19 protein-coding genes are annotated in these 26,592 nt (G+C 73.1%); 8 read left to right on the forward strand and 11 right to left on the reverse strand.

The window, feature by feature from the left end; genetic code table 11:
* Positions 1 to 40 precede the first annotated feature (40 nt).
* The 5 genes from ABZ318_RS08730 to ABZ318_RS08750 all read left to right on the forward strand — a co-directional run bounded on the left by ABZ318_RS08730 (position 41) and on the right by ABZ318_RS08750 (position 7,442).
* Positions 41 to 571, forward strand: coding sequence for a hypothetical protein (locus ABZ318_RS08730; protein ID WP_356901757.1), 531 nt, complete (start codon positions 41 to 43; stop codon positions 569 to 571).
* Between the two features lie 149 nt (positions 572 to 720).
* Positions 721 to 1,392: a spermidine synthase gene (locus tag ABZ318_RS08735; protein WP_356901758.1), complete on the forward strand. Its 672-nt coding sequence runs from the start codon at positions 721 to 723 to the stop codon at positions 1,390 to 1,392.
* Positions 1,393 to 1,463: 71 nt separating this feature from the next.
* Positions 1,464 to 2,201, forward strand: a complete 738-nt coding sequence (locus ABZ318_RS08740; protein WP_030688813.1) for a response regulator transcription factor — start codon at positions 1,464 to 1,466, stop codon at positions 2,199 to 2,201.
* A 56-nt stretch (positions 2,202 to 2,257) separates the two neighbouring features.
* Positions 2,258 to 3,310, forward strand: a complete 1,053-nt coding sequence (locus tag ABZ318_RS08745; RefSeq protein WP_030688811.1) for a HAMP domain-containing sensor histidine kinase — start codon at positions 2,258 to 2,260, stop codon at positions 3,308 to 3,310.
* A gap of 331 nt (positions 3,311 to 3,641) precedes the next feature.
* On the forward strand, positions 3,642 to 7,442 hold the full coding sequence (locus ABZ318_RS08750) for a multifunctional oxoglutarate decarboxylase/oxoglutarate dehydrogenase thiamine pyrophosphate-binding subunit/dihydrolipoyllysine-residue succinyltransferase subunit (protein ID WP_356901759.1): 3,801 nt from the start codon (positions 3,642 to 3,644) through the stop codon (positions 7,440 to 7,442).
* Between the two features lie 96 nt (positions 7,443 to 7,538).
* Here ABZ318_RS08750 and fxsT read toward each other — a convergent pair whose 3' ends face one another.
* The 7 genes from fxsT to ABZ318_RS08785 form a co-directional block, all read right to left on the reverse strand.
* The gene (fxsT, locus tag ABZ318_RS08755; protein WP_356901760.1) at positions 7,539 to 10,556 is read right to left on the reverse strand and encodes an FxSxx-COOH system tetratricopeptide repeat protein; all 3,018 of its coding nucleotides are present in this window, start codon (positions 10,554 to 10,556) and stop codon (positions 7,539 to 7,541) included.
* 59 nt (positions 10,557 to 10,615) lie between these two features.
* Positions 10,616 to 11,893 carry an HEXXH motif-containing putative peptide modification protein gene (locus ABZ318_RS08760; RefSeq protein WP_356901761.1) on the reverse strand — a complete coding sequence of 426 codons (1,278 nt, stop codon included), beginning with the start codon at positions 11,891 to 11,893 and terminating at the stop codon, positions 10,616 to 10,618.
* A gap of 78 nt (positions 11,894 to 11,971) precedes the next feature.
* Complete coding sequence (locus ABZ318_RS08765; RefSeq protein WP_356901762.1) at positions 11,972 to 12,178, reverse strand: hypothetical protein; 207 nt, start codon at positions 12,176 to 12,178, stop codon at positions 11,972 to 11,974.
* A gap of 90 nt (positions 12,179 to 12,268) precedes the next feature.
* A complete protein-coding gene (locus ABZ318_RS08770) occupies positions 12,269 to 15,409 on the reverse strand; it encodes an SAV_2336 N-terminal domain-related protein (protein WP_356901763.1) in 3,141 nt (1,046 codons plus the stop codon).
* 7 nt (positions 15,410 to 15,416) lie between these two features.
* Positions 15,417 to 16,433 carry a MoxR family ATPase gene (locus tag ABZ318_RS08775; RefSeq protein ID WP_356901796.1) on the reverse strand — a complete coding sequence of 339 codons (1,017 nt, stop codon included), beginning with the start codon at positions 16,431 to 16,433 and terminating at the stop codon, positions 15,417 to 15,419.
* Positions 16,434 to 16,587: 154 nt separating this feature from the next.
* Positions 16,588 to 18,609 carry a trypsin-like peptidase domain-containing protein gene (locus ABZ318_RS08780; protein WP_356901764.1) on the reverse strand — a complete coding sequence of 674 codons (2,022 nt, stop codon included), beginning with the start codon at positions 18,607 to 18,609 and terminating at the stop codon, positions 16,588 to 16,590.
* Positions 18,606 to 19,100: a CU044_2847 family protein gene (locus tag ABZ318_RS08785; RefSeq protein ID WP_356901765.1), complete on the reverse strand. Its 495-nt coding sequence runs from the start codon at positions 19,098 to 19,100 to the stop codon at positions 18,606 to 18,608. Before ABZ318_RS08785 ends, ABZ318_RS08780 begins: the two co-directional genes overlap by 4 nt.
* 100 nt (positions 19,101 to 19,200) lie before the next feature.
* On the opposite strand from ABZ318_RS08785, the gene ABZ318_RS08790 reads away from it, so the two are divergent.
* The gene (locus ABZ318_RS08790; protein ID WP_024761804.1) at positions 19,201 to 19,386 is read left to right on the forward strand and encodes a DUF6104 family protein; all 186 of its coding nucleotides are present in this window, start codon (positions 19,201 to 19,203) and stop codon (positions 19,384 to 19,386) included.
* Between the two features lie 33 nt (positions 19,387 to 19,419).
* Here ABZ318_RS08790 and ABZ318_RS08795 read toward each other — a convergent pair whose 3' ends face one another.
* A complete protein-coding gene (locus ABZ318_RS08795) occupies positions 19,420 to 20,235 on the reverse strand; it encodes a hypothetical protein (protein WP_356901766.1) in 816 nt (271 codons plus the stop codon).
* A 160-nt stretch (positions 20,236 to 20,395) separates the two neighbouring features.
* On the opposite strand from ABZ318_RS08795, the gene ABZ318_RS08800 reads away from it, so the two are divergent.
* Together ABZ318_RS08800 and ABZ318_RS08805 are read left to right on the forward strand one after the other, a co-directional pair.
* Positions 20,396 to 21,271, forward strand: coding sequence for a DUF4097 family beta strand repeat-containing protein (locus ABZ318_RS08800; protein WP_356901767.1), 876 nt, complete (start codon positions 20,396 to 20,398; stop codon positions 21,269 to 21,271).
* A 1-nt stretch (position 21,272) separates the two neighbouring features.
* Positions 21,273 to 22,172, forward strand: a complete 900-nt coding sequence (locus ABZ318_RS08805; RefSeq protein ID WP_356901768.1) for a PadR family transcriptional regulator — start codon at positions 21,273 to 21,275, stop codon at positions 22,170 to 22,172.
* A gap of 50 nt (positions 22,173 to 22,222) precedes the next feature.
* Here ABZ318_RS08805 and ABZ318_RS08810 read toward each other — a convergent pair whose 3' ends face one another.
* The 3 genes from ABZ318_RS08810 to ABZ318_RS08820 all read right to left on the reverse strand — a co-directional run bounded on the left by ABZ318_RS08810 (position 22,223) and on the right by ABZ318_RS08820 (position 26,071).
* Positions 22,223 to 23,608: a cellulase family glycosylhydrolase gene (locus ABZ318_RS08810; protein ID WP_356901769.1), complete on the reverse strand. Its 1,386-nt coding sequence runs from the start codon at positions 23,606 to 23,608 to the stop codon at positions 22,223 to 22,225.
* Between the two features lie 90 nt (positions 23,609 to 23,698).
* The gene (locus ABZ318_RS08815; protein WP_030688786.1) at positions 23,699 to 24,664 is read right to left on the reverse strand and encodes a quinone oxidoreductase; all 966 of its coding nucleotides are present in this window, start codon (positions 24,662 to 24,664) and stop codon (positions 23,699 to 23,701) included.
* Between the two features lie 195 nt (positions 24,665 to 24,859).
* Complete coding sequence (locus tag ABZ318_RS08820; RefSeq protein WP_093874118.1) at positions 24,860 to 26,071, reverse strand: NADP-dependent malic enzyme; 1,212 nt, start codon at positions 26,069 to 26,071, stop codon at positions 24,860 to 24,862.
* Positions 26,072 to 26,592: the final 521 nt, after the last annotated feature.

Here is a 26,592-nt window from a genome sequence, read left to right on the forward strand (position 1 = left end):
CCGGCTGCGCGCGGGGCCCCGGAGCGGGCATGCTCGTTCCATGGTGCGAGGCGTACGGGGTACGGGAACGTGGTGCGGGACCCTGCTGCTGGCGGGAGCCCTGGTCGGCGGCGCGAGCGGCTGCGGCCCCGGGACGCCGCCCGCGCCCGGCGGACCGTCGAGCGTGAGCGCATCGGCCCTGCCGAGCCCCACGACGGACCCCGGCACCCCGGCGGCGGACCCCCAGCCGGGCGAGGTCCTCGTCGAGGTGGTCGTCAACGGCGGCCTGGCGGGCGTCCGCAACCGGCTCGTCGTCCACTACGACGGCAGCTGGACCAGCCGCTCCGGCACCAAGCCGCCCCGGACCGGCAGACAGACCCCCGCCGAGGCCGCCGAGCTCCGGGCGGCCCTGGAGGACCCGGCGTTCGCCCTGGTCCCGGAGCGCCCGACGGGCAGGCCGATCCCGGACGGCTTCCAGTACTACGTGACGTACCGCCACCGTCTGGTCGTCGCGGACGACGGCGAGCGCTCGCCCGCTCTCCAGCGGGTCTTCGCCGCCCTGCCGGAGGGCGGACCGCCGACGAACCCCTGAGCGGGTCCGCGGGCGGACCGGCCGCGGGTGACGGCCCGTCACCTATTCGTCCCGGCCGCGCGTGCGGCTCGTTATGCGTTTGTCCCGGCCGTCGGCGCCCCGCGAGGATGGCCGGACGAACCGGACGCACACGAGACAACGGAGTGATCATGACCAGCCCCGTCACCCTCGACCGACGTGAAGGGCCGTACGGAGAAGTGGTGCTCCGCCGCCACGCCGAGCACTACGAGATCATCGCCAACGGCACCTTCCTGATGGACACCTCCGACGGGCGCTCCGAGCGGCTCCTGATCGACGCGGCCCTCGACGCCCTCCCCGAGGAGTCCCGTACCGGCGCCTCCGTCCTCGTCGGCGGCCTCGGCGTCGGCTTCTCCCTGGCCCACGCCGCCGCCGACCCCCGCTGGGGCCGGATCACGGTCGCCGAGCGTGAGGAGGCGATCATCGACTGGCACCGGCAGGGACCGCTCGCGGCGATCTCGGGGGCCGCGCTCGCCGATCCGCGGACCGTGATCCTGCACACGGACCTCGTGGCCCACCTCCGCACCACCACCGACACCTACGACGCCCTCTGTCTCGACATCGACAACGGCCCCGACTGGACGGTCACCGAGGACAACGAATCCCTGTACTCGGCCGAGGGATTGGCGACCTGCGCGGCCCGCCTGAACCCCGGCGGGATCCTCGCCGTGTGGTCCGCGCAGCCGTCCGCCGATTTCGAAGAGTCGTTGCGGAATGCCGGATTCAGCGGGGTACGGACGGAAGAGATCCCCGTTGCCCGGGGCGTCCCCGACGTGGTCCACCTCGCGGTCCGTCCCGGATAGCTCCTGGATAGCCGGGACACCGCCGGTACCTCTAGGCTGCTGCACCGACATCGGCGACGCGAGGCGGGGCAATGGAGCAGACACACACCACTCACCACGGTGCGGCGGCCACTCCGGGGGCCCAGCGGCGCGTCCTGGTGGTCGAGGACGACGCCACGATCGTGGAGGCGATCTCCGCGCGGCTGCGCGCCGAGGGCTTCCTGGTGCAGACCGCGACCGACGGCCCCGCGGCCGTCGACGCGGCCGAGGCCTGGCAGCCCGACCTGATGGTCCTGGACGTGATGCTGCCCGGCTTCGACGGCCTGGAGGTGTGCCGCAGGGTCCAGGCCCAGCGCCCCGTCCCGGTCCTCATGCTGACCGCCCGCGACGACGAGACCGACATGCTGGTCGGCCTCGGCGTCGGCGCGGACGACTACATGACCAAGCCGTTCTCGATGCGCGAGCTGGCCGCCCGGGTGCACGTGCTGCTGCGCCGCGTGGAGCGGGCCGCGCTCGCGGCGGTCACCCCGCGCAGCGGGATCCTGCGCCTGGGCGAGCTGGAGATCGACCACGCGCAGCGCCGGGTCCGGGTCCGCGCGGAGGACGTGCACCTGACCCCGACCGAGTTCGACCTGCTGGTCTGCCTGGCGAGCACCCCCCGGGCGGTCCTCTCCCGCGAGCAGCTGCTCGCCGAGGTGTGGGACTGGGCGGACGCCTCGGGCACCCGGACCGTGGACAGCCACATCAAGGCGCTGCGCCGGAAGATCGGGGCCGAGCGGATCCGTACGGTCCACGGCGTCGGCTACGCGCTGGAGACCCCGGCGCCGTGAGCCGGCCGGGGCCCGGGAGGCCGCACACGGGACAGGGGCCGCGCCGGCCCCGCCGGATCGTGATCTCGATCAAGACCAAGCTGGGCGCCCTGGTCGTCGGGGCGGTCCTGCTGACCTCCTGCCTGGCCCTGGTGGCGATCCGCACCTCCACCGAGTTCCGGTACATCACGATCTTCGCGATGATCGCAACCCTGCTGATCACCCAGTTCGTGGCGCAGTCCCTGACGGCGCCGCTGGACGAGATGAACACGGTGGCGGGATCGATCTCGCGCGGGGACTTCAGCCGCCGGGTGCGGGGCGCGGACCGGCGGGACGAGCTGGGCGACCTCGCCTCGACGATCAACCGCATGGCGGACGACCTGGAGGCCGTCGACCGGCACCGCAAGGAGCTGGTGGCCAATGTCTCGCACGAGCTGCGCACGCCGATCGCCGCGCTGCGGGCCGTCCTGGAGAACGTCGTGGACGGGGTGTCCGAGGCCGATCCCGAGACCATGCGGTCGGCCCTGAAGCAGACGGAGCGGCTCGGACGCCTCGTGGAGACCCTGCTCGATCTGTCACGTCTTGACAACGGTGTCGTCGCGCTCCGGGCGAGCCGTTTCGAGGTCTGGCCGTATCTGTCGGGCGTCCTGCGGGAGGCGAACCTGGCGGCGTCCCAGCGCGGCCTGTCGTCCACCTCGGGACTGCACCGCCGTACGGACGTGCACCTGCATCTGGACGTCTCGCCGCCCGAGCTGGTCGCGCACGCGGACGCGGAGCGGCTGCACCAGGTGATGGCGAACCTGATCGACAACGCGGTGAAGCACTCCCCGCCGCACGGCCGGGTCACGGTCCGGGCCCGGCGCGGCCCGTACCCGGACTCGCTGGAGCTGGAGGTCGAGGACGAGGGTCCCGGCATCCCGGAGTCGGAGCGGCACAAGGTCTTCGAGCGGTTCAACCGGGGCTCGGCCAAGGACCGGCAGGGGCCGGGCAGCGACGGCGGCACGGGCCTCGGGCTCGCGATCGCCCGCTGGGCGGTGGATCTGCACGGCGGCGGGATCGGAGTGGCCGAATCGTCACGTGGATGCCGCATCAGAGTCACTCTTCCGGGCAGCCTTCCCCCCAGAGATTGACGTAGGGTTCGAACCGGAAGCGCACGTTCTGCGTGTACGTGAGCAGGACCTGCGTCAACGTGAGCGGGAGTGCGCTTCCGTGAGCGAGACCTGCGTCTACGTGAGCGGGACGTGATCAGGGGTGCGGCCGAACCGGGCCGTGCTCGCGCTTTTCCGTACCCTCACACATGGTGAACCACGGTTGTTTCCCGCCATTCACAGCGTCGAAACACCTCGTCAAGTGTGACTTGCACGACGTTGGACTGCCCGGCCTGCACCTCCCGGCCGGACAGGCGTAGCCTTTATTTCCGCTGTCCATCACCTTGTGAAGCGGAAGAGGGCGGTTGCCGCCGTGTCGTCTCAGTCCCCCAGTACCCCGAGCTCCCCGACCGACCAAGACGGGCAGGGCCAGAACCCTGCAGCCGCCTTCGGTGCCAATGAGTGGCTCGTCGACGAGATCTACCAGCAGTACCTCCAGGACCCGAATTCGGTCGATCGTGCCTGGTGGGACTTCTTCGCCGACTACAAGCCCGGAGCGTCGGACACCCCGGCCGCCCCGGCCCCCACCACCACTCAGAGCGCGCCCGCCGCGCCGCAGGCGGGCCCCGCACAGGCCGCGCCTTCGGCTCCGGCGGCCGTCCCGGCCCCCGCGCCCGCCCCGGCCGCGGCCCCGGCCCCGGCTCCCGCTCCGGCGAAGCCCGCGGTGGCCGCCCCGGCCGCCGTGAAGGCCGCTCCGGCCCCGGCTCCGGCGAAGCCCGCGGCCTCCCCGGCCGCCGAGGCCCCCGCCGGCCCGGAGCTGATCACGCTGCGCGGCCCCGCCGCCGCGGTCGCGAAGAACATGAACGCCTCCCTGGAGGTGCCGACGGCCACGTCCGTCCGCGCCGTCCCGGTGAAGCTGCTCTTCGACAACCGGATCGTGATCAACAACCACCTGAAGCGCGCCCGGGGCGGGAAGATCTCCTTCACGCACCTCATCGGCTACGCGATGGTGCAGGCGATCAAGGCCATGCCGTCGATGAACTACTCCTTCGCGGAGAAGGACGGCAAGCCGACCCTGGTCAAGCCGGAGCACGTGAACTTCGGCCTCGCGATCGACCTGGTGAAGCCCAACGGCGACCGCCAGCTCGTCGTCGCGGGCATCAAGAAGGCCGAGACGCTCAACTTCTTCGAGTTCTGGCAGGCGTACGAGGACATCGTCAAGCGCGCCCGCGTGGGCAAGCTGACGATGGAGGACTTCTCCGGCGTCACGGTCTCCCTGACCAACCCCGGCGGCCTCGGCACCGTCCACTCCGTGCCGCGTCTGATGCCCGGTCAGTCCGTCATCATGGGCGTCGGCTCGATGGACTACCCGGCCGAGTTCCAGGGCACCTCCCAGGACACCCTGAACAAGCTGGGCATCTCGAAGGTCATGACCCTGACCTCGACGTACGACCACCGCGTCATCCAGGGCGCCGCCTCCGGCGAGTTCCTGCGCGTCGTCGCCAACTACCTCCTCGGCGAGGAGGGGTTCTACGACGAGATCTTCAAGGCCCTGCGCATCCCCTACGAGCCGGTCCGCTGGCTCAAGGACATCGACGCCTCGCACGACGACGACGTCACCAAGGCCGCGCGCGTCTTCGAGCTCATCCACTCCTACCGGGTCCGCGGCCACGTCATGGCCGACACCGACCCACTGGAGTACAAGCAGCGCAAGCACCCCGACCTGGACATCACCGAGCACGGCCTCACCCTGTGGGACCTGGAGCGGGAGTTCGCGGTCGGCGGCTTCGCCGGCAAGTCGATGATGAAGCTCCGCGACATCCTCGGCGTGCTCCGCGACTCGTACTGCCGCACCACCGGCGTCGAGTTCATGCACATCCAGGACCCGAAGCAGCGCAAGTGGATCCAGGACCGCGTCGAGCGCCCGCACTCCCGCGTGGAGCGCGAGGAGCAGCTGCGGATCCTGCGCCGGCTGAACGCGGCGGAGGCCTTCGAGACCTTCCTGCAGACGAAGTACGTCGGCCAGAAGCGCTTCTCCCTGGAGGGCGGCGAGTCCGTCATCCCGCTGCTCGACGCGGTCATCGACTCGGCCGCCGAGTCGCGCCTCGACGAGGTCGTCATCGGCATGGCCCACCGCGGCCGGCTGAACGTCCTGGCGAACATCGTCGGCAAGTCGTACGCGCAGATCTTCCGCGAGTTCGAGGGCAACCTCGACCCGAAGTCGATGCACGGCTCCGGCGACGTGAAGTACCACCTGGGCGCCGAGGGCACCTTCACCGGCCTGGACGGCGAGCAGATCAAGGTCTCGCTCACCGCCAACCCCTCGCACCTGGAGGCGGTCGACCCGGTCCTGGAGGGTGTCGTCCGCGCCAAGCAGGACGTCATCAACAAGGGCGGCACGGACTTCACCGTCCTGCCCGTCGCCCTCCACGGCGACGCGGCCTTCGCCGGCCAGGGCGTCGTCGCCGAGACGCTGAACATGTCGCAGCTGCGGGGCTACCGCACCGGCGGCACGGTCCACATCGTCATCAACAACCAGGTCGGCTTCACCGCCGCCCCGGAGTCCTCGCGTTCCTCGATGTACGCGACCGACGTGGCCCGCATGATCGAGGCGCCGATCTTCCACGTGAACGGCGACGACCCGGAGGCCGTGGTCCGCGTCGCGCGGCTCGCCTTCGAGTTCCGCCAGACGTTCAACAAGGACGTCGTGATCGACCTCATCTGCTACCGCCGCCGCGGTCACAACGAGGGCGACAACCCGCAGTTCACCAACCCGCAGATGTACAACCTGATCGACAAGAAGCGTTCGGTGCGCAAGCTGTACACCGAGTCGCTCATCGGTCGCGGCGACATCACCCTCGAAGAGGCGGAGCAGGCGCTCCAGGACTTCCAGGGCCAGCTGGAGAAGGTGTTCGCGGAGGTCCGCGAGGCCACCGCCGCCCCGGCGTCGGCCACCGTGCCGGACGCGCAGGCCGAGTTCCCGGTCGCCGTCACCACCGCGGTCTCCCAGGAGGTCGTGAAGCGGATCGCCGAGTCGCAGGTCAACATCCCGGAGCGGATCACGGTCCACCCGCGTCTGCTCCCGCAGATGCAGCGCCGCGCCGCCTCCATCGACGACGGCACCATCGACTGGGGCTTCGGCGAGACCCTCGCCATCGGCTCCCTGCTGATGGAGGGCACCCCGGTCCGCCTCTCGGGCCAGGACTCCCGCCGCGGCACCTTCGGCCAGCGCCACGCGGTCCTGGTCGACCAGGAGACCGGCGAGGACTACACCCCGCTGCTCTACCTGACCGAGGACCAGGCCCACTACAACGTCTACGACTCGCTGCTCAGCGAGTACGCGGCGATGGGCTTCGAGTACGGCTACTCGCTGGCCCGCCCGGACTCCCTGGTCATCTGGGAGGCCCAGTTCGGTGACTTCGTCAACGGCGCGCAGACCGTCGTCGACGAGTTCATCTCCTCGGCCGAGCAGAAGTGGGGCCAGACCTCCGGCGTCACGCTGCTCCTGCCGCACGGCTACGAGGGCCAGGGCCCGGACCACTCGTCCGCGCGCCCGGAGCGCTTCCTCCAGATGTGCGCCCAGGACAACATGACGGTCGCCATGCCGACGCTGCCGTCGAACTACTTCCACCTCCTGCGCTGGCAGGTGCACAACCCGCACCACAAGCCGCTCATCGTCTTCACCCCGAAGTCGATGCTGCGACTGAAGGCCGCGGCGTCCAAGGTGGAGGAGTTCACCACCGGCGGCTTCCGCCCGGTGATCGGCGACTCGACCGTGAACCCGGCCGACGTCCGCAAGGTCGTCTTCTGCGCCGGCAAGGTCTACTACGACCTGGAGGCCGAGCGCCAGAAGCGCGGCGACACGGAGACCGCGATCATCCGTCTGGAGCGCCTGTACCCGCTGCCGGGTGCCGAGCTGCAGGCCGAGATCGCCAAGTACCCGAACGCGGCGAAGTACATCTGGGCCCAGGAGGAGCCGGCGAACCAGGGTGCCTGGCCGTTCATCGCGCTCAACCTGATCGACCACCTCGACCTGGCGGTCGGCGCGGACATCCCGGCGGGCGAGCGCCTGCGCCGGATCTCGCGTCCCCACTCCTCCTCCCCGGCGGTCGGCTCGGCCAAGCGCCACCAGGCGGAGCAGCAGCAGCTGGTCAACGAGGTCTTCGACGCCTGACGGACCGGAGCACGTACGGAGGCCCGGCACCCCACTCGGGGTGCCGGGCCTCCGGCGTTTCCGCCGGCTGCACAGGGTCCGCCGGCCGTACGGGGCTCAGCCCAGGTTGGCCTCGAAGTCCCAGTACGGCCGGTTGCGCTGACGTGCCGACAGGGTGTGCGGGTGCTGGGCGCCCAGCGTGCGGGTGAGGGTGAGCAGCGCGTCCTCCTCCAGCTTCCCGGCCTCCTCGGTCTCCCTGAGCCCGCGCAGATCGGTGGCGAGGGCCACCTGGCACGACAGGGTGAGCGGGTGCTCGTTGCCGAGGGTGTGCCGGGCCCGGCGCAGGGTGTCCCGGCTGAGCTCGGCGGCGTCGGTCACCCGGCCGTTGAAGTTGCGGGCGGCGGAGGCGTTGAGGGCGCAGCCGAGCACCCAGGGGTGGTCGGGGCCGAGCGAGGAGGTCAGTCCGGCGAGCGCGGCCTCCAGGATGGCCAGGGCGTCCGCGCGTTCGCCGGACGCCTGGAGGACGAGGGCGGTGTTGGCGAGGACACCGGTGGCGACCGGGTGAGCGGGGCCGAGGAGGGCGCGGTAGCCGGCCTCGGCCTCGTGGCTGAGCTCGCGGGCCTGGTCGAGGTCGCCGTGTTCGCGGAGGTAGTTGGCGTAGTTGTTGAGGGAGGAGAGCGTCACGTAGTGGGTGCGGCCGTGCACCTGCTCCAGCTGGTCGAGCAGGCTGGCCATGGCGGCTCCGAGGTCCTGCTGGAAGCCGCCCTCACGGCGCCGGCACAGGGCCAGCTGGGTGCGGGCGTACAGGGTCTGCAGGTGCTGCGGGCCGAGCACCTGCACATGGCGCAGGACGTTGGCCTCCTGACGGGCGAGAGCCTCGCGGTACTGGCCGAGCAGCCGCAGGTCGTGCGCGAGGGCGTTGCTGGAGTTGAGGGTGTGGGAGTGGCGTTTGCCGAGGACCCGCTCGCTGTGGGCGAGGGTCTCGGCGTCGGACTCGTACGCCTCCTGGAAGCGGCCGAGCTGCCGCAGGGCGATGCCGAGGTTGTGGCGGGCGACGAGGGTGGAGAACTCGCTGCTGCCGAGGAGGCGTTCGGCGTCGGCGAGGACGCTGCGCTGGAGCCGCTCCGACTCCTTGTACTGACCGAGGAAGCGCAGGTCGCTGGAGATGGCGCTGCTGGAGAGCAGGGTGCCGAGTTCGTTGGGGGGCTGGGCGGTGGTGAGGAGTTCCCGCTGGGCGAGGTCGAGGTCGTACGCCTCGCGGAAGCGGCCGAAGGAGCGCAGGATGTTGCCCTGCTGGGTGGTCAGGTCCAGCATGGGCTGGTCCAGCGGGTCCATGAAGGTGGACCAGTTGTCCCGGATCTTCTCGGCGAGCTGGATGCCGGCCTTGAACTCGCCGCTGCGGAAGCAGTAGCGCAGGCAGTTGAGCACGGCGGTCTGGGTGCGCGGGTTGCGGCTGAGGAGCGCGCCGGAGGGTTCCATGTGGGGCAGGAGTTCGGCGTAGCGGGGCCAGTGCCGGCTGTCCATGGGGTTGCCGGGGTCGGCCTCGGCGAGCAGGGTGCGGACGGCCTGGCGGTGGGCGGCGCGGTGGTCGCCCTCGGTGAGCCGGGCGACGATGTCGTGGACGAGCCGGTGCATGTGCACGGACTCCTGGTGCGGCCCCACCTCGGCGTTGTTGACGGGACCCCGGGTCTCGCGGGTGAGCACCGAGTAGTTGACCAGGGTGTCCAGGGCCCGGGACCAGGCGGCGAGATCGGTGACCATCCAGCGCAGGTCCTCGGGGAGGTCCGCCTGCGGATAGGCGCGGATGAGGCCGAGCGGGATGCGGCCGGGGGCGAAGGAGGCGCACAGGCTGAGCACGTCGATGGCTTGCGGCTGGGCGCGTCGGAGCCGGTTGATCAGTATCGACCAGGAGGTCAGGGACGCCTGGGGGAAGCCGTCGCCGGACGGCTCGACGGCGGAGATCCGTCCGTCGCGGACCATGTGCAGGTACTCGGAGACCTCCATGCGGGACTCGCCGAGCCAGGCCGCGGCCTGGACCAGCGGCAGCGGTACGTCTCCGAACTCGGCGGCGACCTCGTCGGCCTCGGGCGCCGTGATGTGCGGGGCGCGCCGCATCAGATAGGCGGTGGACTCGGCGCGGTCGAAGCCGGGGATCTCCAGGATGTCGGTGTAGTCGCCCCAGCCGCGGTTGCGCGAGGTGACGAGGACGTGGCCGGGGCCGTGCGGCAGCATGACGTTCGCGCCGTCCGTGTCGTCCCAGCCGTCGAAGACGATGAGCCAGCGGGAGTGCGGGTCGCCCCGGCGCAGTGCCTCGCGGACGGCGCGGATGCGTTCGCCGGGTTCGTTGCCCGTGGAGAGGCCGAGTTCGGCGGCGAGCTCGCCGAAGCGGTCGCGCTGCACGTTGCGGTCGTCGGAGCTGACCCACCACACGACGTCGTAGTCGGAGCTGAAGCGGTGGGCGTACTCGGCGGCGATCTGGGTCTTGCCGATGCCGGACATGCCGAGCAGGGTGCACGCGGCGTTGCCGCGCTCGGCGTCCATGAGCCGTTCCTGAAGCTCGGTGAGCAGGTCGTCCCGGCCGGTGAAGCGCGGGTTGCGGCGCGGGATCTCGCCCCAGATCTCGGGCGGGGTGTCCGGGAAGCGGACGAGTGATCCGGCGGGCAGCCGACGGCCGGTGGCGCGGCGGGGTTCGACGCCGAGCCGGCTGAGCAGCCGGACTTCGGCCTCCTCCTCGCCGACGCCCCACAGGCTGACGGGTTCGAGGACGGCGGTGGCCGGAAGCAGGGTCCGGTTGGTGAGGTTGACCGCGGCGAACCGCTCGGCATGGGCGGCGACGAAGCCGCGCAGGACGTCGTTCCACTCGCCGGCCGCACGCGGGCCGAGTTGGAAGAACCAGTCGTCCAGGACGAGCAGCACCTGGCCGCGCGCGAGCAGCAGGTCGCCGAGCGAGTCCTCCAGGGGCACCTCGCGCGGCGGGTCCCAGCGCTGGAGACTCGCGCGGACCCCGTACGCGTCGAGCCGCTGGTTGATCCAGGTGGCCCACGGGCGGTTGTAGCCGGGGAAGACCACGAGGACGTGTTCCGGCGCGCTCCTGACTCCGTGATCCGCCGCACCGCCCGATCGCTGTTCCGCCATCTGTCGTGTCTCCCGTCCCGCTCCCGCGCAACGCAGTGTTATATGCCGTGGGCACAGTGTTACCCGGCGACCAGGGGGGTCGCGCCGAGGCTCGCGTGATGCAGCCTCATTTGCTGCACGAACTCCCTTCCTTTCACGGTCAGTTCATCGGATTCAAGCAGGATCCGCAGCGCCACGCCCACCTGATCGTGGATGTCGTCGAACTGTTGCCCGGCAGCGGTCCGCCAGGCTGTCGGCACCCCCTCGGCGGTGACCGCGCGCCGCCACAGATCGGCCAGGGCCAGATGCGCGTAGGCGCCGTGCAGCACACCGGCGATGGGCCGCGGATCCGATCGCCAGCCGACCTGGTGCACGGCGTCCCGCCCGGGGCCGTACAGCGGCACGAGTTCATGGAGCGTCGCCAGCTTGCTGTGGTGCAGCTCGTGCACGAGCGTTTCGGCCATCCCCTGCCCCTCGGCGGGCAGCGAGGTCAGTACGGCTCCGGGGGCGGCGCTCAGCGTGACGCCCAGGTGCCGGGGTCCGCGCGGAACGACCGGGACGACCACGCGGACGCCACGGGCCACCTCGGCCGCCCGCCCGGGGTCCGTACGACCGAGGAGGTCCTGGGCGGCGCGCCAGGTGGCGGACCAGGCGGCGTGATCGGTGTCGGCGGGGTCGGCAGCGGTGACCACCGTGCCGCCGCCCGCGCCGGACGGGACCCGGTACGGATCGAGATCGTCCAGGCGCGCGGCGCTGCGGGGCAGCGGGCGGACCGCGCGCCAGCCGGGCCCGCGGCCCGTGAGGACACCGCGGCGCCGGCCGGTCAGGGTCAGGACGGCGGGTGCGGCGTGGCGGGCACCGTCCGGGTGGAACCGTACGGCCCGCCCGCCGGCGCTGACCCGGACGCGGTCCGCGGCCACCCTCAACCGGCCCACGCCGGGCAGCGAGAGCAGGCCGTCCGGGGTCTCCACGGTCAGGTCGAGCGGGCCGCCGCCGCGCAGGGCGGCGGTGATCGCGAGGTTGTCGAGGTGGCCGAGCAGCCTGTCGAAGACCGGTCCGGCGGGCTCGGCGAGCGCGCCGGCCAGCCAGGCCCCGGTCGTCGGGTAGTCGAGGACGTCCCGGACCACGGCGGGGTGGCGCCGCTCGACCCGTTCGAGCAGTTCCCAGGAGCGCTCGAACCGGTCGAGCGCGACCGGTTCGACGGACGTCCGGTGCCGGTGGACGCGCACCAGGAGCGCTTTGAGGAGCAGCAGCCGCCGGGCGTGCAGAGCGGACCGCAGCAGCGTGAGCCCGTCCGGGGCGGGGCTGAGCCGGGCCAGTCGGGCGAAGACGGGCGCGGGCAGGGGCGCGATGCTCATTCCCGCCTCCAGGGGCCCGCGGCGGGCGGTGCGCATCTGACCGAAAACGGCCGGTCGGCGCGCCCCCTCCACCGGAGGTCAGCCGTGCACCCTGTCCCCGGCGGTCTCCGCCCAGGAATCGGCCAGCTCCTGCGGATGCCAGAGCACCCGCTCCACGGCGGCCGACAGCTCGGGATCGTCCATGAAGCGCAAGGTCCGCAGGTCCACACCGGTGAGGTCGGGGAAGCGCCATGGCCGTTCGCCGCCCCGGTCGACGCCTGCGACCCGCTTCGTGTGCTCCAACACCCTCGGCTCCTCCTCACCGACCCTTGTCCCCCACGGTCGTAGCGGCGGAGCGGTTCTTCCCGACGCCCCAGAGGCGGAAACCCGTTCGACTCAACTGCGCCCATGCGCGCCCCCGTTATCAAGCCGTTCCGCCTCCCCTTCGTGCCACGCCCACCAGGGCGGCGCGATCCTGCGCCGTTCCTCGCGGGAGAAGCGGTCCGGCCGCGGGCGGGGGTCGGCGCCGACCTCGGCGAGCAGGGCCCTGGTCCGCTCCACGTCCGCCCAGTCCACCGCCACCAGCACGCCGTCAAGGCGCCGCCACTGCTCGGCGGCCTCCTCCAGGACGGTCGCGGCGTGGCCGACGCGGTCCATCAGGTACAGCACCGCCCCCTGGGCGTGGAGCGCCCGCGCCAGGGTGATCGTGCCGGGGGTGTCGCCGCGGGCGGCGCGGGTCTCGTCGGCGGCGCGCCGGAAGGCGGTGAGGGCGCCGACGAGCTGCCCGTCCCGCGCGGCCTCGCTCAGCTGCAGTTGCACCCAGCCCAGCTGGAGCCAGACCCCGGCCCGGGTCGCCGGGTCGCGGGTGGTGCGGAGGGCCTCGTCGAGGAGGTGGCGGCTCTCGTACAGGTCCGGCAGGAACCCCGCGCGGTCGAAGCGCAGGGCGAGCACGCTGCCGATGAGGATCCGGGCGCGCTCGCGGGCGGCGGCGCCGGCGGGGAGACAGGTGAGGGCCTCGCGCAGCACGGACTCCGCGCGGTCGACCGGCCGGGTCCCGGTGCCAGCGGCGGCGCGGCGCAGCAGGGACTCGCCCCAGGTGAGCAGGAGCCGGCCGCGCTGTTCGCCCTCGGCGGGGGTGAGCAGGGTGGCCTGCTCGTAGGCCGCGTCGGCGGCCGGTCCGTCGCCGGCGGCCTCGTACAGCCGGGCACGCGCGGCGGCGTGACGCAGCCTCAGCGGGCGGCCCTCGCCGAGGAGGGCTCCCGCGCGGTCGAGGACGGGGCCGATGCGGTCGGGGCCGGCCTCGGCGAGGTGCAGGGCGTCGGCGAGGTCGAGCAGGGCCGCGGCGCTCTCCCCGAGGGCGAGGGCCGCGGTGAGCTCCTCGGCCGCCGCGGCGCCGTCGCCGCGCGCCAGCAGCAGCCGCCCCCGGCGCAGGTGCAGGGTGGGCCGGGCGGCCGGGGGCCACTGGTCCGCGTCCTCGGCGAGCGCGGCGAGGGCGGCGTCGAGCTGCCGGGAGTCCCCGGTCTCCTGCCACAGGGCGTGATGGACGACGGCCCGTTCGAGGCGGGCCTCGGCCCAGTGGTCGTCTCCGGGCCGGGCCAGCTCCGCGGCCTGGAGGAGGATGTCGGCGGCCCGGGCGAGGAGCTCGCCGCGGCGTCCCGCACGCCGGGCAGCCCCCGTGCCCGCCTCCGCGTGCATGACGCGGCCGAGGACGACCCGGGCCTCGACGGGCGCGGTGGGGAGCGCCTCCTCGGCGCGCTCGCGGGCGGCGGAGAGGAGGGCGGGGTCGGACTGGGCACGCCCCTGGTCGAGGAGGCGGCGGGCTTCGGTGAGGGGGTCGGGGGTGACGAGGTCGGGGTGGTAGAAGCGGAGCACGCGCGCGGGGATGCGGGCGAACAGTTCCGCCTCGGCGCCCTCGCGTCCGGTGGGTTCGTCGGGGTCGTCGGGCGCCGTGCCGGGGCCGGGACCGCCCTCGCCGTCGGCGGCAGGGCCGTGGCCGGCGAGTCGGGCGGCGGCGAGCGCCGGGAAGTTCCGCGTGCCCTGGCCGAAGTTGCGCTCCACGTAGGCGGAGCAGTGTTTGAGGACGAGAGCGGCGGCGCCGGGATCGAGCGAGGAGAGCAGGAGCTGCTGTATGCCGGGCGGATAGCTGAAGCAGGGGTACGGGGTGGGGCCGGGCAGTCGCCGCAGGAGTCCGCTGAGCAGGACCTCGGCCAGCTCCATCGGCCCGGTGTCGGGCAGCATCGCGCGCTGGACGAGCTGCATGACGGGGAGGGTGAGCGGGGCCGCCGCGAGATGGACGGCGAGCCGGAGCGCCCCCGGGGAGGCGCCCGCCCGGAAGGCGCGCAGGAGTTCCTCGTCGTCGCGCGGCACGCGGGGCGTCCGGGGCGCCGGCGGCCGCGTCGGCTCGGGGGCGAGCCAGGCGGCCCAGCCGCGGACGGTGTCGCCGCCGTGGCCGGTGTGGAGCCGGGCCCAGGAGGCGAAGGCCTCGGGGGTGGGGGTGAGCACGGGAACGGCCTGCCTGGCCGGGTCGGGAACCGCCCAGGGTTCGTCGTCGGAGCGGAAGGCGGCGGGGCCCCCGGGGCTCGTGGAGCGCTGGAAGGCGCCCGGTTCGGCGGGGAGCGCCGTGCGCGGCCAGAGGCGCGGCGGCAGCGGCTGGACGAGGGCGAGCGGGGAGTGGCGGGGCCACTGGCGCAGGAAGCGCTGGGCGGCGCCGCGCTGCCAGAGGGGTCCGACGCAGTCGCTGACGACGAGGGTGAAGCGGCGCCCGGTGGGGTCGTGGAGCTGGTCGACGGGGCGGAGCCGGGGGCGGCCGTCGGCGCCGGAGGTGGTGGTGACGAGCGGGGGGCCTTCGCCGGTGTCGTACAGGCGGTGCACCTGGACGTCGCGGAAGGCGCCGGACTGCTGGCAGGCCTGGCGGAGCTCCTCGACCATGCGGTCCCAGACGACCATGGCGGGGCCGGTGTCCATGAGGAGCTGGATGTCGGGGCGGCGGCCGGCGGCGGGGCGCAGGACGGGCGTCAGGATGCCCGCGGCGGCGCTGCGTTCGGCGGTGGCCTCCTCGTCGAGGGTGCCCTCGCCGGGGCGGGGCGGGGCGGGTGCGTACCCCCGCAGCGGGCGCAGGGCCTTCTGCAGGCCGAGGAGTCCGGGCAGGGCGTTGGCGCCGGGCGCGCGTACGGGCAGGGCGGCACCCCGGCGCGTCCTTTTGTCCGCGCCGCCGTGCGCTCCGTCCGCCGGGACGGCTCCGGAGCGCATGTGGAGGGCGACGGACTCGTGGCTTCCGGTGCGCTGGGGCGGGCGCGCGGGCGGGCGCTCGGACGCCTCCTCTCGATTGGCCGGATCTCGCCCCTCGCCGGTGGGCCGGGCGGTCTCCGTGCTCCCGTCGTCCGCACGGGACGACGGTTCCGGATCGGGGGTCTCCGGTTCCGGCAGCCACTGGGACAGCCAGAGCGCGTCCGCGACCGCCTCGGCGGACGGGTCCACCCCGCCCGCCCGCAGTCTGCGGGTCAGCTCCTCCAGAGGCATCCGGCGCGTCCGGCGCATCCGGTCATCACCTCGGCTGATCGAGCGGCTGCATGAGCATGTCCGCGATGCGTTCCCTGGTCACCCGCTCGGCGCGGGAGGCGTGCTGGGTGAGGTAGAGCGCGTTGAGCAGCTGGTCGGTGGCGATGACCTCGCCCGGCTCGCGGTTCAGGAACCGCTGGACGAGGCCCTGTTCGCCGTCGCCGGCGGTGGCGTCGGCCCCGAGGTGGGCCTCGATCATCGCGCCGAGCTGCTCCTCGCCGGGCGGTTCGAGCTCCAGGCGGATGCAGCGGCGCAACAGGGCGGCGGGGAAGTCCCGCTCGCCGTTGGAGGTGAGCACGATGAAGGGGAAGGTGGTGCAGCGGATCCGGCCGCCGTACACCGGCACCTTGCGGCCGTCGTCGCTGAGCACCTCGACGACGGGCTCCCGGTCGGCGAGCCGCTCCAGCTCGGGGATGGCGAACTCGCCCTCCTCCAGCGCGTTCAGGAGGTCGTTGGGCAGGTCGAGGTCGCTCTTGTCGAGCTCGTCGATGAGCAGCACCCGGGGCTGCTCGGAGGGGAGCAGCGCGGTGCCGAGGGGTCCGAGCCGGATGTACGAGCCGATGCCGGCCGGGGCGGCGGCCGCGGAGCCGGGCGCCCCCGTCTGGGCGCGCTCCAGTTGGACGTCCTGGAGGCGGCCGATGGCGTCGTACCGGTAGAGGCCGTCCTGGAGGGTGGAGCGGCTGACGATGGGCCAGCGCAGCACGCGGCCGAGGCGCAGCTCATGGGCGACGGCGTGCGCGAGGGTGGACTTGCCGGTGCCGGGGTTGCCGGTGACGAGGAGCGGGCGCCGCAGGTACAGGGCGGCGTTGACCGCGTCGGTCTCGGCGGGCCGGGGGTGGTGGTTCTGGACGAGTCTGCGCTTGACGCCGAGCCGTCGGTCGGAGCCGGCGAGGGTATCGTCGGCGCCGCCCGTCGAGAAGTCACGCCAGGGCGGTGGGGCGGGCAGGCGCCGTATCTCGTCGTGCGGATGCCCGGCCCCACGGTAGATCCGCCAATCGTTCACCATGAACTCCTTCTGGCTGTGGTGTGCTGGCCGGGCCCTCCGAACGTACTGCTCGGGGACCACCCCTGCCGACCCCCAAACCGGTCGTCCGGGACGAGCCCGGGAGTCGCCGGACTCACGGGACGCCCGGGGCCGGGGGCGCGCCCCGCGGGACTCACGGGTCCTCCTCGCCGAGCAGCGGCGGGGCCTCCAGGCGGCCGGCGGGCGGCGGGCGGTCGGGTGGGTCGTACAGGACGGCGATGGTCTCGGCCCAGGCGAGGTCGGCCCGCTCCGGCGCCAGGGCGCGCAGGGAGCGGACGGACTCGCCGAGCCCTTGGGCCGTGCGCGCGTCCGCGAGCATCCAGTCCGCCTCCACGTGGAAGGCCGCGCAGTCGGTGTGGTCGTGGGCGCCGGTCCGCCAGAGGGCCAGCGGGTGGCCGGCGGCCAGGGCCGCGTTCATCGCCATGAGCCCGTCGCCGCTGCCCACCGGGCCGCAGTAGACGGGAACGGTGCCGCCCTGGGCCTCGCGGAGCCGGTCGTACGTCTTCGCCCAGGGCTCCCGGCGCACGCGCGGAGTGTGGGCGTCCGGGCCCGCGCCGGGCACCTCGGCGCGCAGCGGGACCGCGCGCAGCGGCCCGCGTTCCCCGGCCGCCCAGCGCTCCCGCCACTCGGGCGACGGCGGTCTGCCGTGGCGCCGGGCGTCCCTGATGACCACGATGCGGCGCTGCCCGAGGGTGGTGGACCCGCACGCCTCGTCGGGGCCCTGCGGGGGTTCGAGCCGCCAGGTGTCGAGCGGCTCGTCGAAGAGCTCGCGCGGCAGCACCGCCTCCACGGAGGCCAGGTACGGCCCGTTGTCGCCGAGCCGGAGGGCCTCGGCGAGCGGCCCGCGCAGGGTCTTCTTGAGCTCGGCCCGCTCGACGCCGCGGTCGTCGCCGTGGAGCGGGGTGACCATGTGCCCGTCGCGGAGCAGCTTCACCCGCCAGGGGTAGCGCCGGTCCCAGCGGGGCGTGTCGATCTCCAGGAGCACGTCCGCGCGTGCCCGGCGCTCGCGGACGTCGGCGGTGCCGGAGCCGATCAGGTCGTCGATCTCACGGCGGAGGAACGGGCCCGCGTCGGCGGCCCGGTCGATGAGCCAGCCCCGGAAGGCGGCCTCGTCGCCCAGACCGCCGGGGCGCCCGGAGACGCGCCGGAGGACGTGGGCCGCGTACAGGAGCACGGCGTCGAGGCCGGGGTCGCCCGGATCACTGCGGTCGGGCGCCCGCAGCCCGTACAGCAGGGCCGCGCCCTCGCCCCACGTGCGCGGGTCGTCCTCGAACGCGTCCGGGGCCGTGGTGTTCCTGATCCAGGCCTTGACCTGGTCGACCAGGTCCATGATCTCGCCGGGGTTGATCGGCGGCGGCAGGGCGGCGAGCTGTCCCCGCAGCCTGGTGCGCAGGTTCGGGCTCAACGGGTGCGGGCCGCCGAGCCGTTTCTGCGCGCGCGTCCAGTCGGATCCGTCCTCCAGCGACCGGAGGTAGTGGTCGAGGTGATGACGGTCGTGGTCGCGCAGGGCCTCGGCCCAGAACCGGCCCCCGGGGGCGTCGTGCAGGCGGCGCAGGGCGATGAGGGGGACGAGTGCCCCCTGGTCGGACCAGCGTCCCTTGTTGAAGCCGATCACGGCGCCCTGGAGGTCGTCGACGACGGGGCCGCCGGAGCAGCCCTCGACGGGCAGCACCCCCTCCGTCACGAGGGCCCGGGCGTCGACGCCGCTGAGCCGGCCGTGGACCTGGCGGATGCCCAGCTCCCCGGTCTCCCGTGACCAGCCGTGCAGGCCGACCTCGGTGGTCCGGGCCGGAGGCCGCTCGGAGAGCAGGACGCAGGAGGCCTTGCCGGTGCCGGGCACGCGCACGAGCGCGACGTCGGGGAAGCCCCAGGGCTCGGGGCGCACGTCGGGGTCCTCGGGCCGGGGCAGGGCGAGCACCACCGTGCCGATGGACCGGCGCGTGGTCCTGCCGTCCTGCCAGGTGATGCCGACGGCCGGCTCTTTCCTCCACACCTCGCCACCCCCCTCGGCCACGACATGGGCGCACGTCAGCACCCAGCCGGGGGCGATGAAGAAGCCGGTGCCCCAGAACTGGTCGCCGTGCGGGTCATACCCGCCGTCGGGAGCGCCGATGCGTACGAGTGCGGGGCGCACGAGAGCGTCGAAGGCGCTCATGCGGTGCCATCGGCCGCCGGACGCCGCTGCGGGACGACGCCCGGCCGTTGTTCCGCGGCCTCAGGCCCGGAGAAGCCGGGCGCGGCCACCGGCTCGGCGGAGCCGGACGCGGTCTCCGGCTCGGCGGAGCCGGACGCGGTCTCCGCCGCACGCCCGGTCGTCGGGCCCGGTTCGGTCCAGGTGAGGGAGACGTTCACGGAGGCCTTGCCCGCGCCGTCCGCGAGGACGCCGATCACCTTGCCGGACTGCGCCGACAGTTCGATGCCGAAGCTGACGGCGACCTCCACCGGCCCCTGGGGGTCGAGGCCGGCGCGCAGGGAGCCGACGACCCCGCGCACCACGTCCGTGAGCCCGCCGGCCATGGAGACGACCCGGTCCCTGACCCCGGTGTCCTGGAAGCCGCCGCCCCGCCCGAGCTCCTCCGCGTCGCTGACCCGCGCCCACACGGGCGTGCCGTCGTCCAGTCGAATCCGAGCGATCCCGTGTGCCACAGCGGCCCCCCGCTCCCCGAAGCGATGTTGGATCCAGAAGGCTAATCGGTGGGACTGACGGGCGACAGGGGACGGGAGGGGTACGGCCTATCCTGAGCGCATGTACTTCACCGACCGTGGCATCGAGGAACTGGAGAAGCGGCGCGGCGAGGAGGAGGTCACCTTCGAGTGGCTCGCCGAGCAGCTGCGGACGTTCGTCGACCTCAACCCCGACTTCGAGGTGCCGGTCGAGCGCCTCGCGACCTGGCTGGCCCGCCTGGACGACGACGAGGACGACGACGAGTAGAAGACGCGCCCGGCGGCGGGACCGGCGGCCCGGTCACCGCTCCCGCAGCCGGTCGTAGGCGAGCCCGAGCGCGCCGTGCGCGACGAGCAGCGCGCCGGCCGCCGCCCAGCCGCCGCTGCGCCGGCCCACGCCCCAGAGCAGCAGCGGCACCCCCGCGAGGAGCTGCACCCCGCCCAGTACGCGCGCCTTGGGGCCGCGCAGGTACGGGCCGACGGGACCGCTCTCCACCACGTCCAGCTCCGCCCGCACGGCGTCGCGCCAGCCGTGCCCTTCGAGCTGCTCGGCGCCCTGGTCGAGGGCGGCGGAGCGGAGCCGGTCGGCGCTCTCGCCGGGGACGAGTCCGGCGGGCAGGGCGAGTCCGGCGCGGGCGAGGACGGCGACGACTCCGACGAGACGGGCGTGGGCGTCGGCGTCCGGGTCGGGCCCGGTGAGCGGTTCGAGGGCCTGCACGTCCAGGACGGGATCGAGGGCGAGCCGGGCGGCGAAGGTGCGCATGGCCTCGTCCTCGCCGACGGGGGTGCCGTCCGCGAGCCAGGTGTAGCCGACCGTGCGGCGGAAGCCGGCGGCGAGCGTGAGGCCGGCGCGGTCGCGGTCCCACCAGAGCGCGACGACGGGCCGGCCGCCGGCCGGGACGGCGAGGGCGGTGGCCCAGCCGGTGACGACCTGCTCGACGGACTCCCCGCCGTGCAGCCAGGGCTTCCCCTCCGGTACGAGCACGGTCCACTCGGCGCCCGCGGGGGCGAGGAGCAGCTGTTCCCGGAGGAGCCGGGCGGGCGGCCGGACCTCCGGCGGCTCGCCGCGGCAGAGCAGCAGGGCTCCGGCGGAGTGCGGTCCGGGTGTCGCGTTCATGGCCCCACGCTAGGGCAATTTGTCCATATATGACGGCAATCACCCCGCCCCTGTCAGGGGTGAGTGAGGGATGAGTCAGGGTTGACTTCGCAAGGCCGCGATATATCGTGTCTTTCGAGAGACGCGATATGTTGCGTTGCCGATACGGGAGGTCAGCACCATGACAGAGTGGTCCGTCACCGAGCCGACGAAGCTGGCTCCGGCCGACCCCGTGACGCTGCTGCAGGTCCGCATCGTCAATGGCACGGTGAACGTGGTGGGGACGGACGAGAGTTCCGCCCGCGTGGAGATCTCCGAGATCGAGGGGCCGCCCCTGATCGTGACGCAGGACGGCTCCACGCTGACCGTGACCTACGAGGACCTGCAGTGGAAGAGCATCCTCAAGTGGTTCGAGCGCAAGGAGTACCGGCGCCGGGCCGTCGTCTCCGTCGCCGTCCCCGCGGGTGTCGACGTCGAGGTGGGCGTGGTCGGCGCCGAGGCGGTCGTCACGGGGATCAGAGGGCGTACGGAGGTGCGCGGCGTCACGGGCGACACCACCCTCCTCGGACTCTCGGGCCCGGTCCGGGCCGAGACCGTCTCGGGGAACCTGGAGGCCCAGTCGGTCACCGGCGCGCTGCGCGTCAACTCCGTGACCGGTGACGTGACGGTGATCGAGGGCTCGGGCTCCTCCGTGAAGGCCGACACCGTCAGCGGCGACATGGTCATCGACCTCGACCCGGCCCGGCTCGACGGACCGCCCGCCGACATCCGGCTCACCAGCGTCTCCGGCGAGGTCGCCATCCGGCTCCCGCACCCGGCCGACGCCCGGGTCGAGGCGAGCACCACGAGCGGCGCCGTGTCGAACGCCTTCGAGGACCTGCGGGTGGGAGGCCAGTGGGGCGCCAAGTCCATCACCGGCACCCTCGGTTCGGGCCGGGGGACGCTCAAGGCGACCACCGTCTCCGGCTCCATCGCCCTGCTCCGCCGCCCCGAGTCCGAGGAGGACGGCGACCCCGCCCCCTCGTCCGCCCCCTCTGCGACAGGAAAGGTGCTCTGACATGCCGCCCGTCTTCGCCCACGGACGCCTCCGCCTCTACCTCCTCAAGCTGCTCGACGAGGCCCCCCGCCATGGGTACGAGGTGATCCGGCTCCTGGAGGAGCGCTTCCAGGGGCTGTACGCCCCCTCGGCGGGCACGGTCTATCCGCGCCTCGCCAAGCTGGAGGCCGAGGGCCTCGTGACCCACGCCAGCGAGGGGGGCCGCAAGGTCTACTCGATCACCGACGCAGGCCGCGCCGAGCTGGCCGGGCGCGGGGCCGAACTGGACGACCTGGAGCGGGAGATCCGCGAGTCGGTCTCGGAGCTGGCGGCGGAGATCCGCGACGACGTGCGGGGCGCGGCCGGCCGGGTGCGCAGCGAGATGCGTGCCGCCGCCGGGCAGAACCGCACGGTGGATCCTCCCTCGTTCGCCGAGGCCAAGGAGGAGATGCGCCGGTTCAAGCAGGAGTGGAAGCGGCAGGCCCGCGAGGCCCGCGAGGAGGCCCGGTCGGCGCGGCGCCAGGCGAAGGAGTTCCAGCGGATCGCCCAGCAGGTGCAGGATGAGGTCCAGGACCGGTTCGCACGGGGCGACTGGCCCAAGGGGGTCTGGGAGGGGATCTCGGGCATCACGGCCCAGCTCGGCGACCTGGTGGCGGGCACGACCCACCCGAAGGCCGCGTCGCCGGAGCCGTCGTTCACCGAGGTCCCGGTCGACGAGGCATCGGAGTGGGCGCGGGACACGACGAGCTCGGGCGACCCGGCCCGCGACCTCGACCGCCTCCTCGACCGCTTCCGCGACGAGATCCGCGACGCGGCCCGCGACCACGGCGTGACCGAGTCCCAACTCACCGAGGCCCGCAGCCACTTGTCCGCGGCGGCAGCCCGCATCACGACCCTGCTCCGCCCGGAGCGAAAGGCCTGAGGGGCGCGCACCGGGGCCGGGACCCCGACCCCGACCCGGTCCCGGGCCCCTCAGCCCCGAATGACCGTGACCGTCACTCGGGCGCCGGGGGCCGCGAGGATCGAAGCCCTGCCGCGGTCCTTGCGGAGCACCAGCGCGGCGCCGCGGACGGTGATCCGCCAGTCGCCGGGCGGGAGGGAGAGCTCGGTGACGCGGGGGCCGCGCCGGCCGGCCGCGTCGTAGGACAGGCGGTAGACCCCGGCCCCGGAGTTGTACGCGGCGGAGCGGACCGTGCCCGCGACCGCCTCCGCGTACGGCTCGGCGGTCAGCTCCTTGTTCGTACGGAAGGCACCGGAGCCGTCCACCGCGCAGTAGCCGCCGCCGTAGCACCACACGTAACCCGCCCAGCCGGAGGTGTAGCGTCCAAGGGAGGCCATGGCCTCGCGGTAGAAGCGGTTCATGTTCGGCAGGGAGTTGTTGAGCGGTCCCCACTCCCCCACCACCACGGGGACCTTGTACTCCTTGGGGTACAGGGTGACGGCCTGCTCGTAGTTCTCGATCCAGCCGGCGGCGGGGTCGTAGTCGGTACCGGCCTCCATGCCGGTGTTGTAGAAGTGCGGGGCGTAGACGGTCTTCGGGTCGTCGATCCTGCCCAGTCCGGTGGGCACGCCCTCGCCGACGATCGGGGTCGGCTCGACGAAGACCCAGGCGTCCCGGTCGGCCGAACGGACCGCGTCCGCGAGGCGGTTGTACATGGGGGTGAGCTGGTCCCGTTCGATGCGCCGGGCCGCCGTGGGCAGGTCCTCGCCCTCCCGCAGCTCGCCCATCGGCTCGTTGATGAGGTCGTAGCCGAGCACGGCCGGGTGGTCCTCGAAGCGGTCGGCGAGCACTCGCCACATGCGGGCCTGGGCGCGCCGCAGGTCCTCGTCCTCGTACAGGTGGGTGAAGGCCCGCTGGACGGCGGGCTCGAAGTACTCGGAGAACCAGTCGTCCGGGTGCGGGGTGAAGGGCAGCCCGTCGGTCCTGGTCGCCCAGGCCGGCACGCCCCGGTGGCCGAAGGCAGGGCCGAAGACGTCCTGGTGGGCGTCGATGAGGACCTTGACGTCGTACTTCTCGGCCCAGTCCAGGATGCGTTCGATCTTCCGCAGGTAGGTCTGGCTGTACCGGCCGGGGCGGGGCTCCAGGTCGTCCCAGAAGACGAGCAGGCGGGCGAAGCTGAAGCCCTTGGACCGCAGGTCGCGGAAGTGCTTCTCGGTGATCGCGGAGAGGGCGGCGTCGCCTCGGTTGGCCTTGTCCTCGACGTTCCAGCCGCGCAGGGTGAGCGCGCGGCCGTGCTCGTCGGTGAGGGCCGGTATCGCGTCCCCTCCGGTCTCCGCCGGCTCCGCGTGGGCGGCCGTCGGGGCGAGCAGGGCGGCGACGACGAGGGTCGCCGCGAGGGTGGTTCGCGTTCGCAGCAAGGAAGACCTCCGGCACGAGGAAGTGAGAGATGTTCACGTTTCGCGTGCCGGAGATCCCATCAGCAGTACTGACGAGTCATCAAGAGGTCGTCACGAGGTCTTCAGGACGATCTTCCCGAAGAGCTCGCCGGAGGCCATCTTCTCGAAGCCCTCCCGCGCCCGGTCCAGCGGCAGCACCTCGTCGATCACCGGCCGGAGGCCCGTCGCCGCGCAGAACGACAGGAGGTCCTCCAGCTCGTCCTTGGAGCCCATCGTCGAGCCGACGACCTTCAGCTCCAGGAAGAAGATCCGGGTCAGCTCGGCGTGCGAGGGACGGTCGCCGCTCGTGGCGCCCGAGATGACGAGCGTGCCGCCGGGCCGCAGCGACTTGACCGAGTGCGACCAGGTGGCGGCGCCGACGGTCTCGATGACGGCGTCCACGCGCTGCGGGAGCCGGGCGCCCGGCTCGTACGCCTCGACGGCGCCGAGCTCGACGGCCCGCTTCCGCTTGGCCTCGTCGCGGCTGGTGGCGAAGACCCGCAGGCCGGCCGCCTTGCCGAGGGCGATCGCGGCGGTGGCGACGCCGCCGCCCGCGCCCTGCACGAGCACGGAGTCGCCGGGGCGCACGCCGGCGTTGGTGAAGAGCATGCGGTAGGCGGTCAGCCAGGCGGTGGGGAGGCAGGCGGCCTCCTCGAAGGACAGCTCCTTCGGCTTGCGCAGCACGTTCCAGCTGGGGACGGTCACCCGCTCGGCGAAGGTGCCCTGGTAGCGCTCGGTGAGGATGGACCGGGGCTCGTCGGGGCCGACGCCGTGGCCCGTCTGGCCGATGACGGAGTGCAGGACGACCTCGTTGCCGTCCTCGTCGATGCCGGCGGCGTCGCAGCCGAGGATCATCGGCAGCTTCTCCTCGGGCAGTCCGACCCCGCGCAGCGACCACAGGTCGTGGTGGTTGAGCGAGGCGGCCTTGACGGTGACGGTGGTCCAGCCGGGCCGTGCCTCGGGTTCGGGACGTTCGCCCAATTCGAGGCCGTTCAGGGGCTGGTCGCGGTCGATTCTGGCAGCGTAGGCAGCGAACATGGCCCCGACCCTAGGCCGCCGCCGGTGGGCGACGGAACCACGCACCCGTGTGACCCGTGTCGCCTGGACAGCGCGCGCCGGCGCCCCCACCTCCCGTGCGCCCCGTACGCCGAAGGGCCCCGTCCCGGCGTGCGGAACGGGGCCCTTCGGCGTGGCGAGGCGCGTCAGCGGTGACCGCGCGGCCGGGTGGGCGCGTCAGCGGCGGGCGACGCCCTCGGCGCGGGCGGCGGCGGCGACCGCGGCCGCGACGGCCGGGGCGACCCGCTCGTCGAACGGCGACGGGATCACACAGTCGGCGGCGAGCTGGTCGCCGACCACGTCCGCGATGGCGTTGGCCGCGGCGATCTTCATGCCCTCGGTGATCCGAGAGGCCCGGACCTGGAGCGCGCCGGCGAAGATGCCGGGGAACGCGAGGACGTTGTTGATCTGGTTCGGGTAGTCCGAACGGCCGGTCGCCACGACGGCCGCGTACTTGTGCGCGACGTCGGGGTGGACCTCGGGGTTCGGGTTGGCCATGGCGAACACGAAGGCGTTCGGCGCCATGGCGGCGACGGCCGCCTCGGGGACCGTACCGCCGGAGACGCCGATGAAGACGTCCGCGCCGGCCAGGGCGCTCTCCAGGGAGCCGGTGAGGCCCGCCTTGTTCGTGAGCTCGGCGATCTCGCGCTTGACGTCCGTGAGGTCCTCGCGGTCGCGGCTGACGATGCCCTTGCGGTCGGCGACGCAGACGTCGCCGAGGCCGGCCTCCAGGAGGAACTTCGCGATGGCCACACCGGCCGCACCGGCGCCGGAGATGACACCGCGCAGGTCGCCGAGGGTCCGGCCGGTCAGCTTCGCCGCGTTGCGCAGGGCGGCGAGGGTGACGATGGCGGTACCGTGCTGGTCGTCGTGGAAGACCGGGATGTCGAGGCGCTCCTGGAGCTTGCGCTCGATCTCGAAGCACCGCGGGGCCGAGATGTCCTCCAGGTTCACGCCGCCGAAGGACGGGGCGAGGCGGACGACGGTCTCGACGATCTCGTCGGTGTCGGTGGTGGCCAGGGCGATCGGGACCGCGTCCACGCCGCCGAACTGCTTGAAGAGGATGGCCTTCCCCTCCATGACCGGGAGGGAGGCCTCCGGGCCGATGTCGCCGAGGCCGAGCACGGCCGTGCCGTCGGTCACGACGGCGACGACCTGGGACTTCCAGGTGTAGTCGTTGACCAGCTCGGGCTGCTCGGCGATCGCGGTGCACACCTTGGCGACGCCGGGCGTGTACGCGAGGGACAGGTCGTCCTTGTCCCGCAGGGGGACGGTGGCCTGCACGGCCATCTTGCCGCCCCGGTGAAGGGCGAAGACAGGATCGAAGGGCTCCTCGGGAGCTCCATCCGTACCACTGTCGTTGCGAGGATTGACGATCTCCGCTGCCATTGGGTTGACCCCTTAAGTCTGCTTCATTTGAGGGTTGGCCGCTCCTGGTGTGGAGCGGTGGGCGGGTCCCGCGGCCGCCGTGTCTGGCAGCCGCGCGGGCGCGCCGCACAACGCGCCCTGAGCCCCGGATGAGGGGTGTAAGGATCCTTCTTACCGGACGGACGGCACCGCAGACGAGTTCATATCCGTTCGGTGACGCGACTCATACCGAGTGCATCCGGACGGGGGCGGAGGCCGACACGTCACCCGATGTCCCGATAGATGCTTTCCCCACCCGATTGGCGGACTTCCACTCGTCCGAATGGCGAGATGAACCGCAGATTTTCCGGTGACAGGGGAGGGATTCCGCAGAAGATCCGGCCCTGATGTACCGGCCTGTCGGGATTTCGGGGTCACCTGTTATCCGATTTTGACATCCGGGGCCGTCGGTTTGTGGCAGTCCGAATGGCAAGATGCCGTAATCACACGAGGTCGCGACACTCGAAGTTGTGTACGCGACACCTGGCAGCACCTCACACGCC

This window comes from Streptomyces sp. NPDC006197 (assembly GCF_040613865.1).
Classification (GTDB): Bacteria; Actinomycetota; Actinomycetes; order Streptomycetales; family Streptomycetaceae; genus Streptomyces.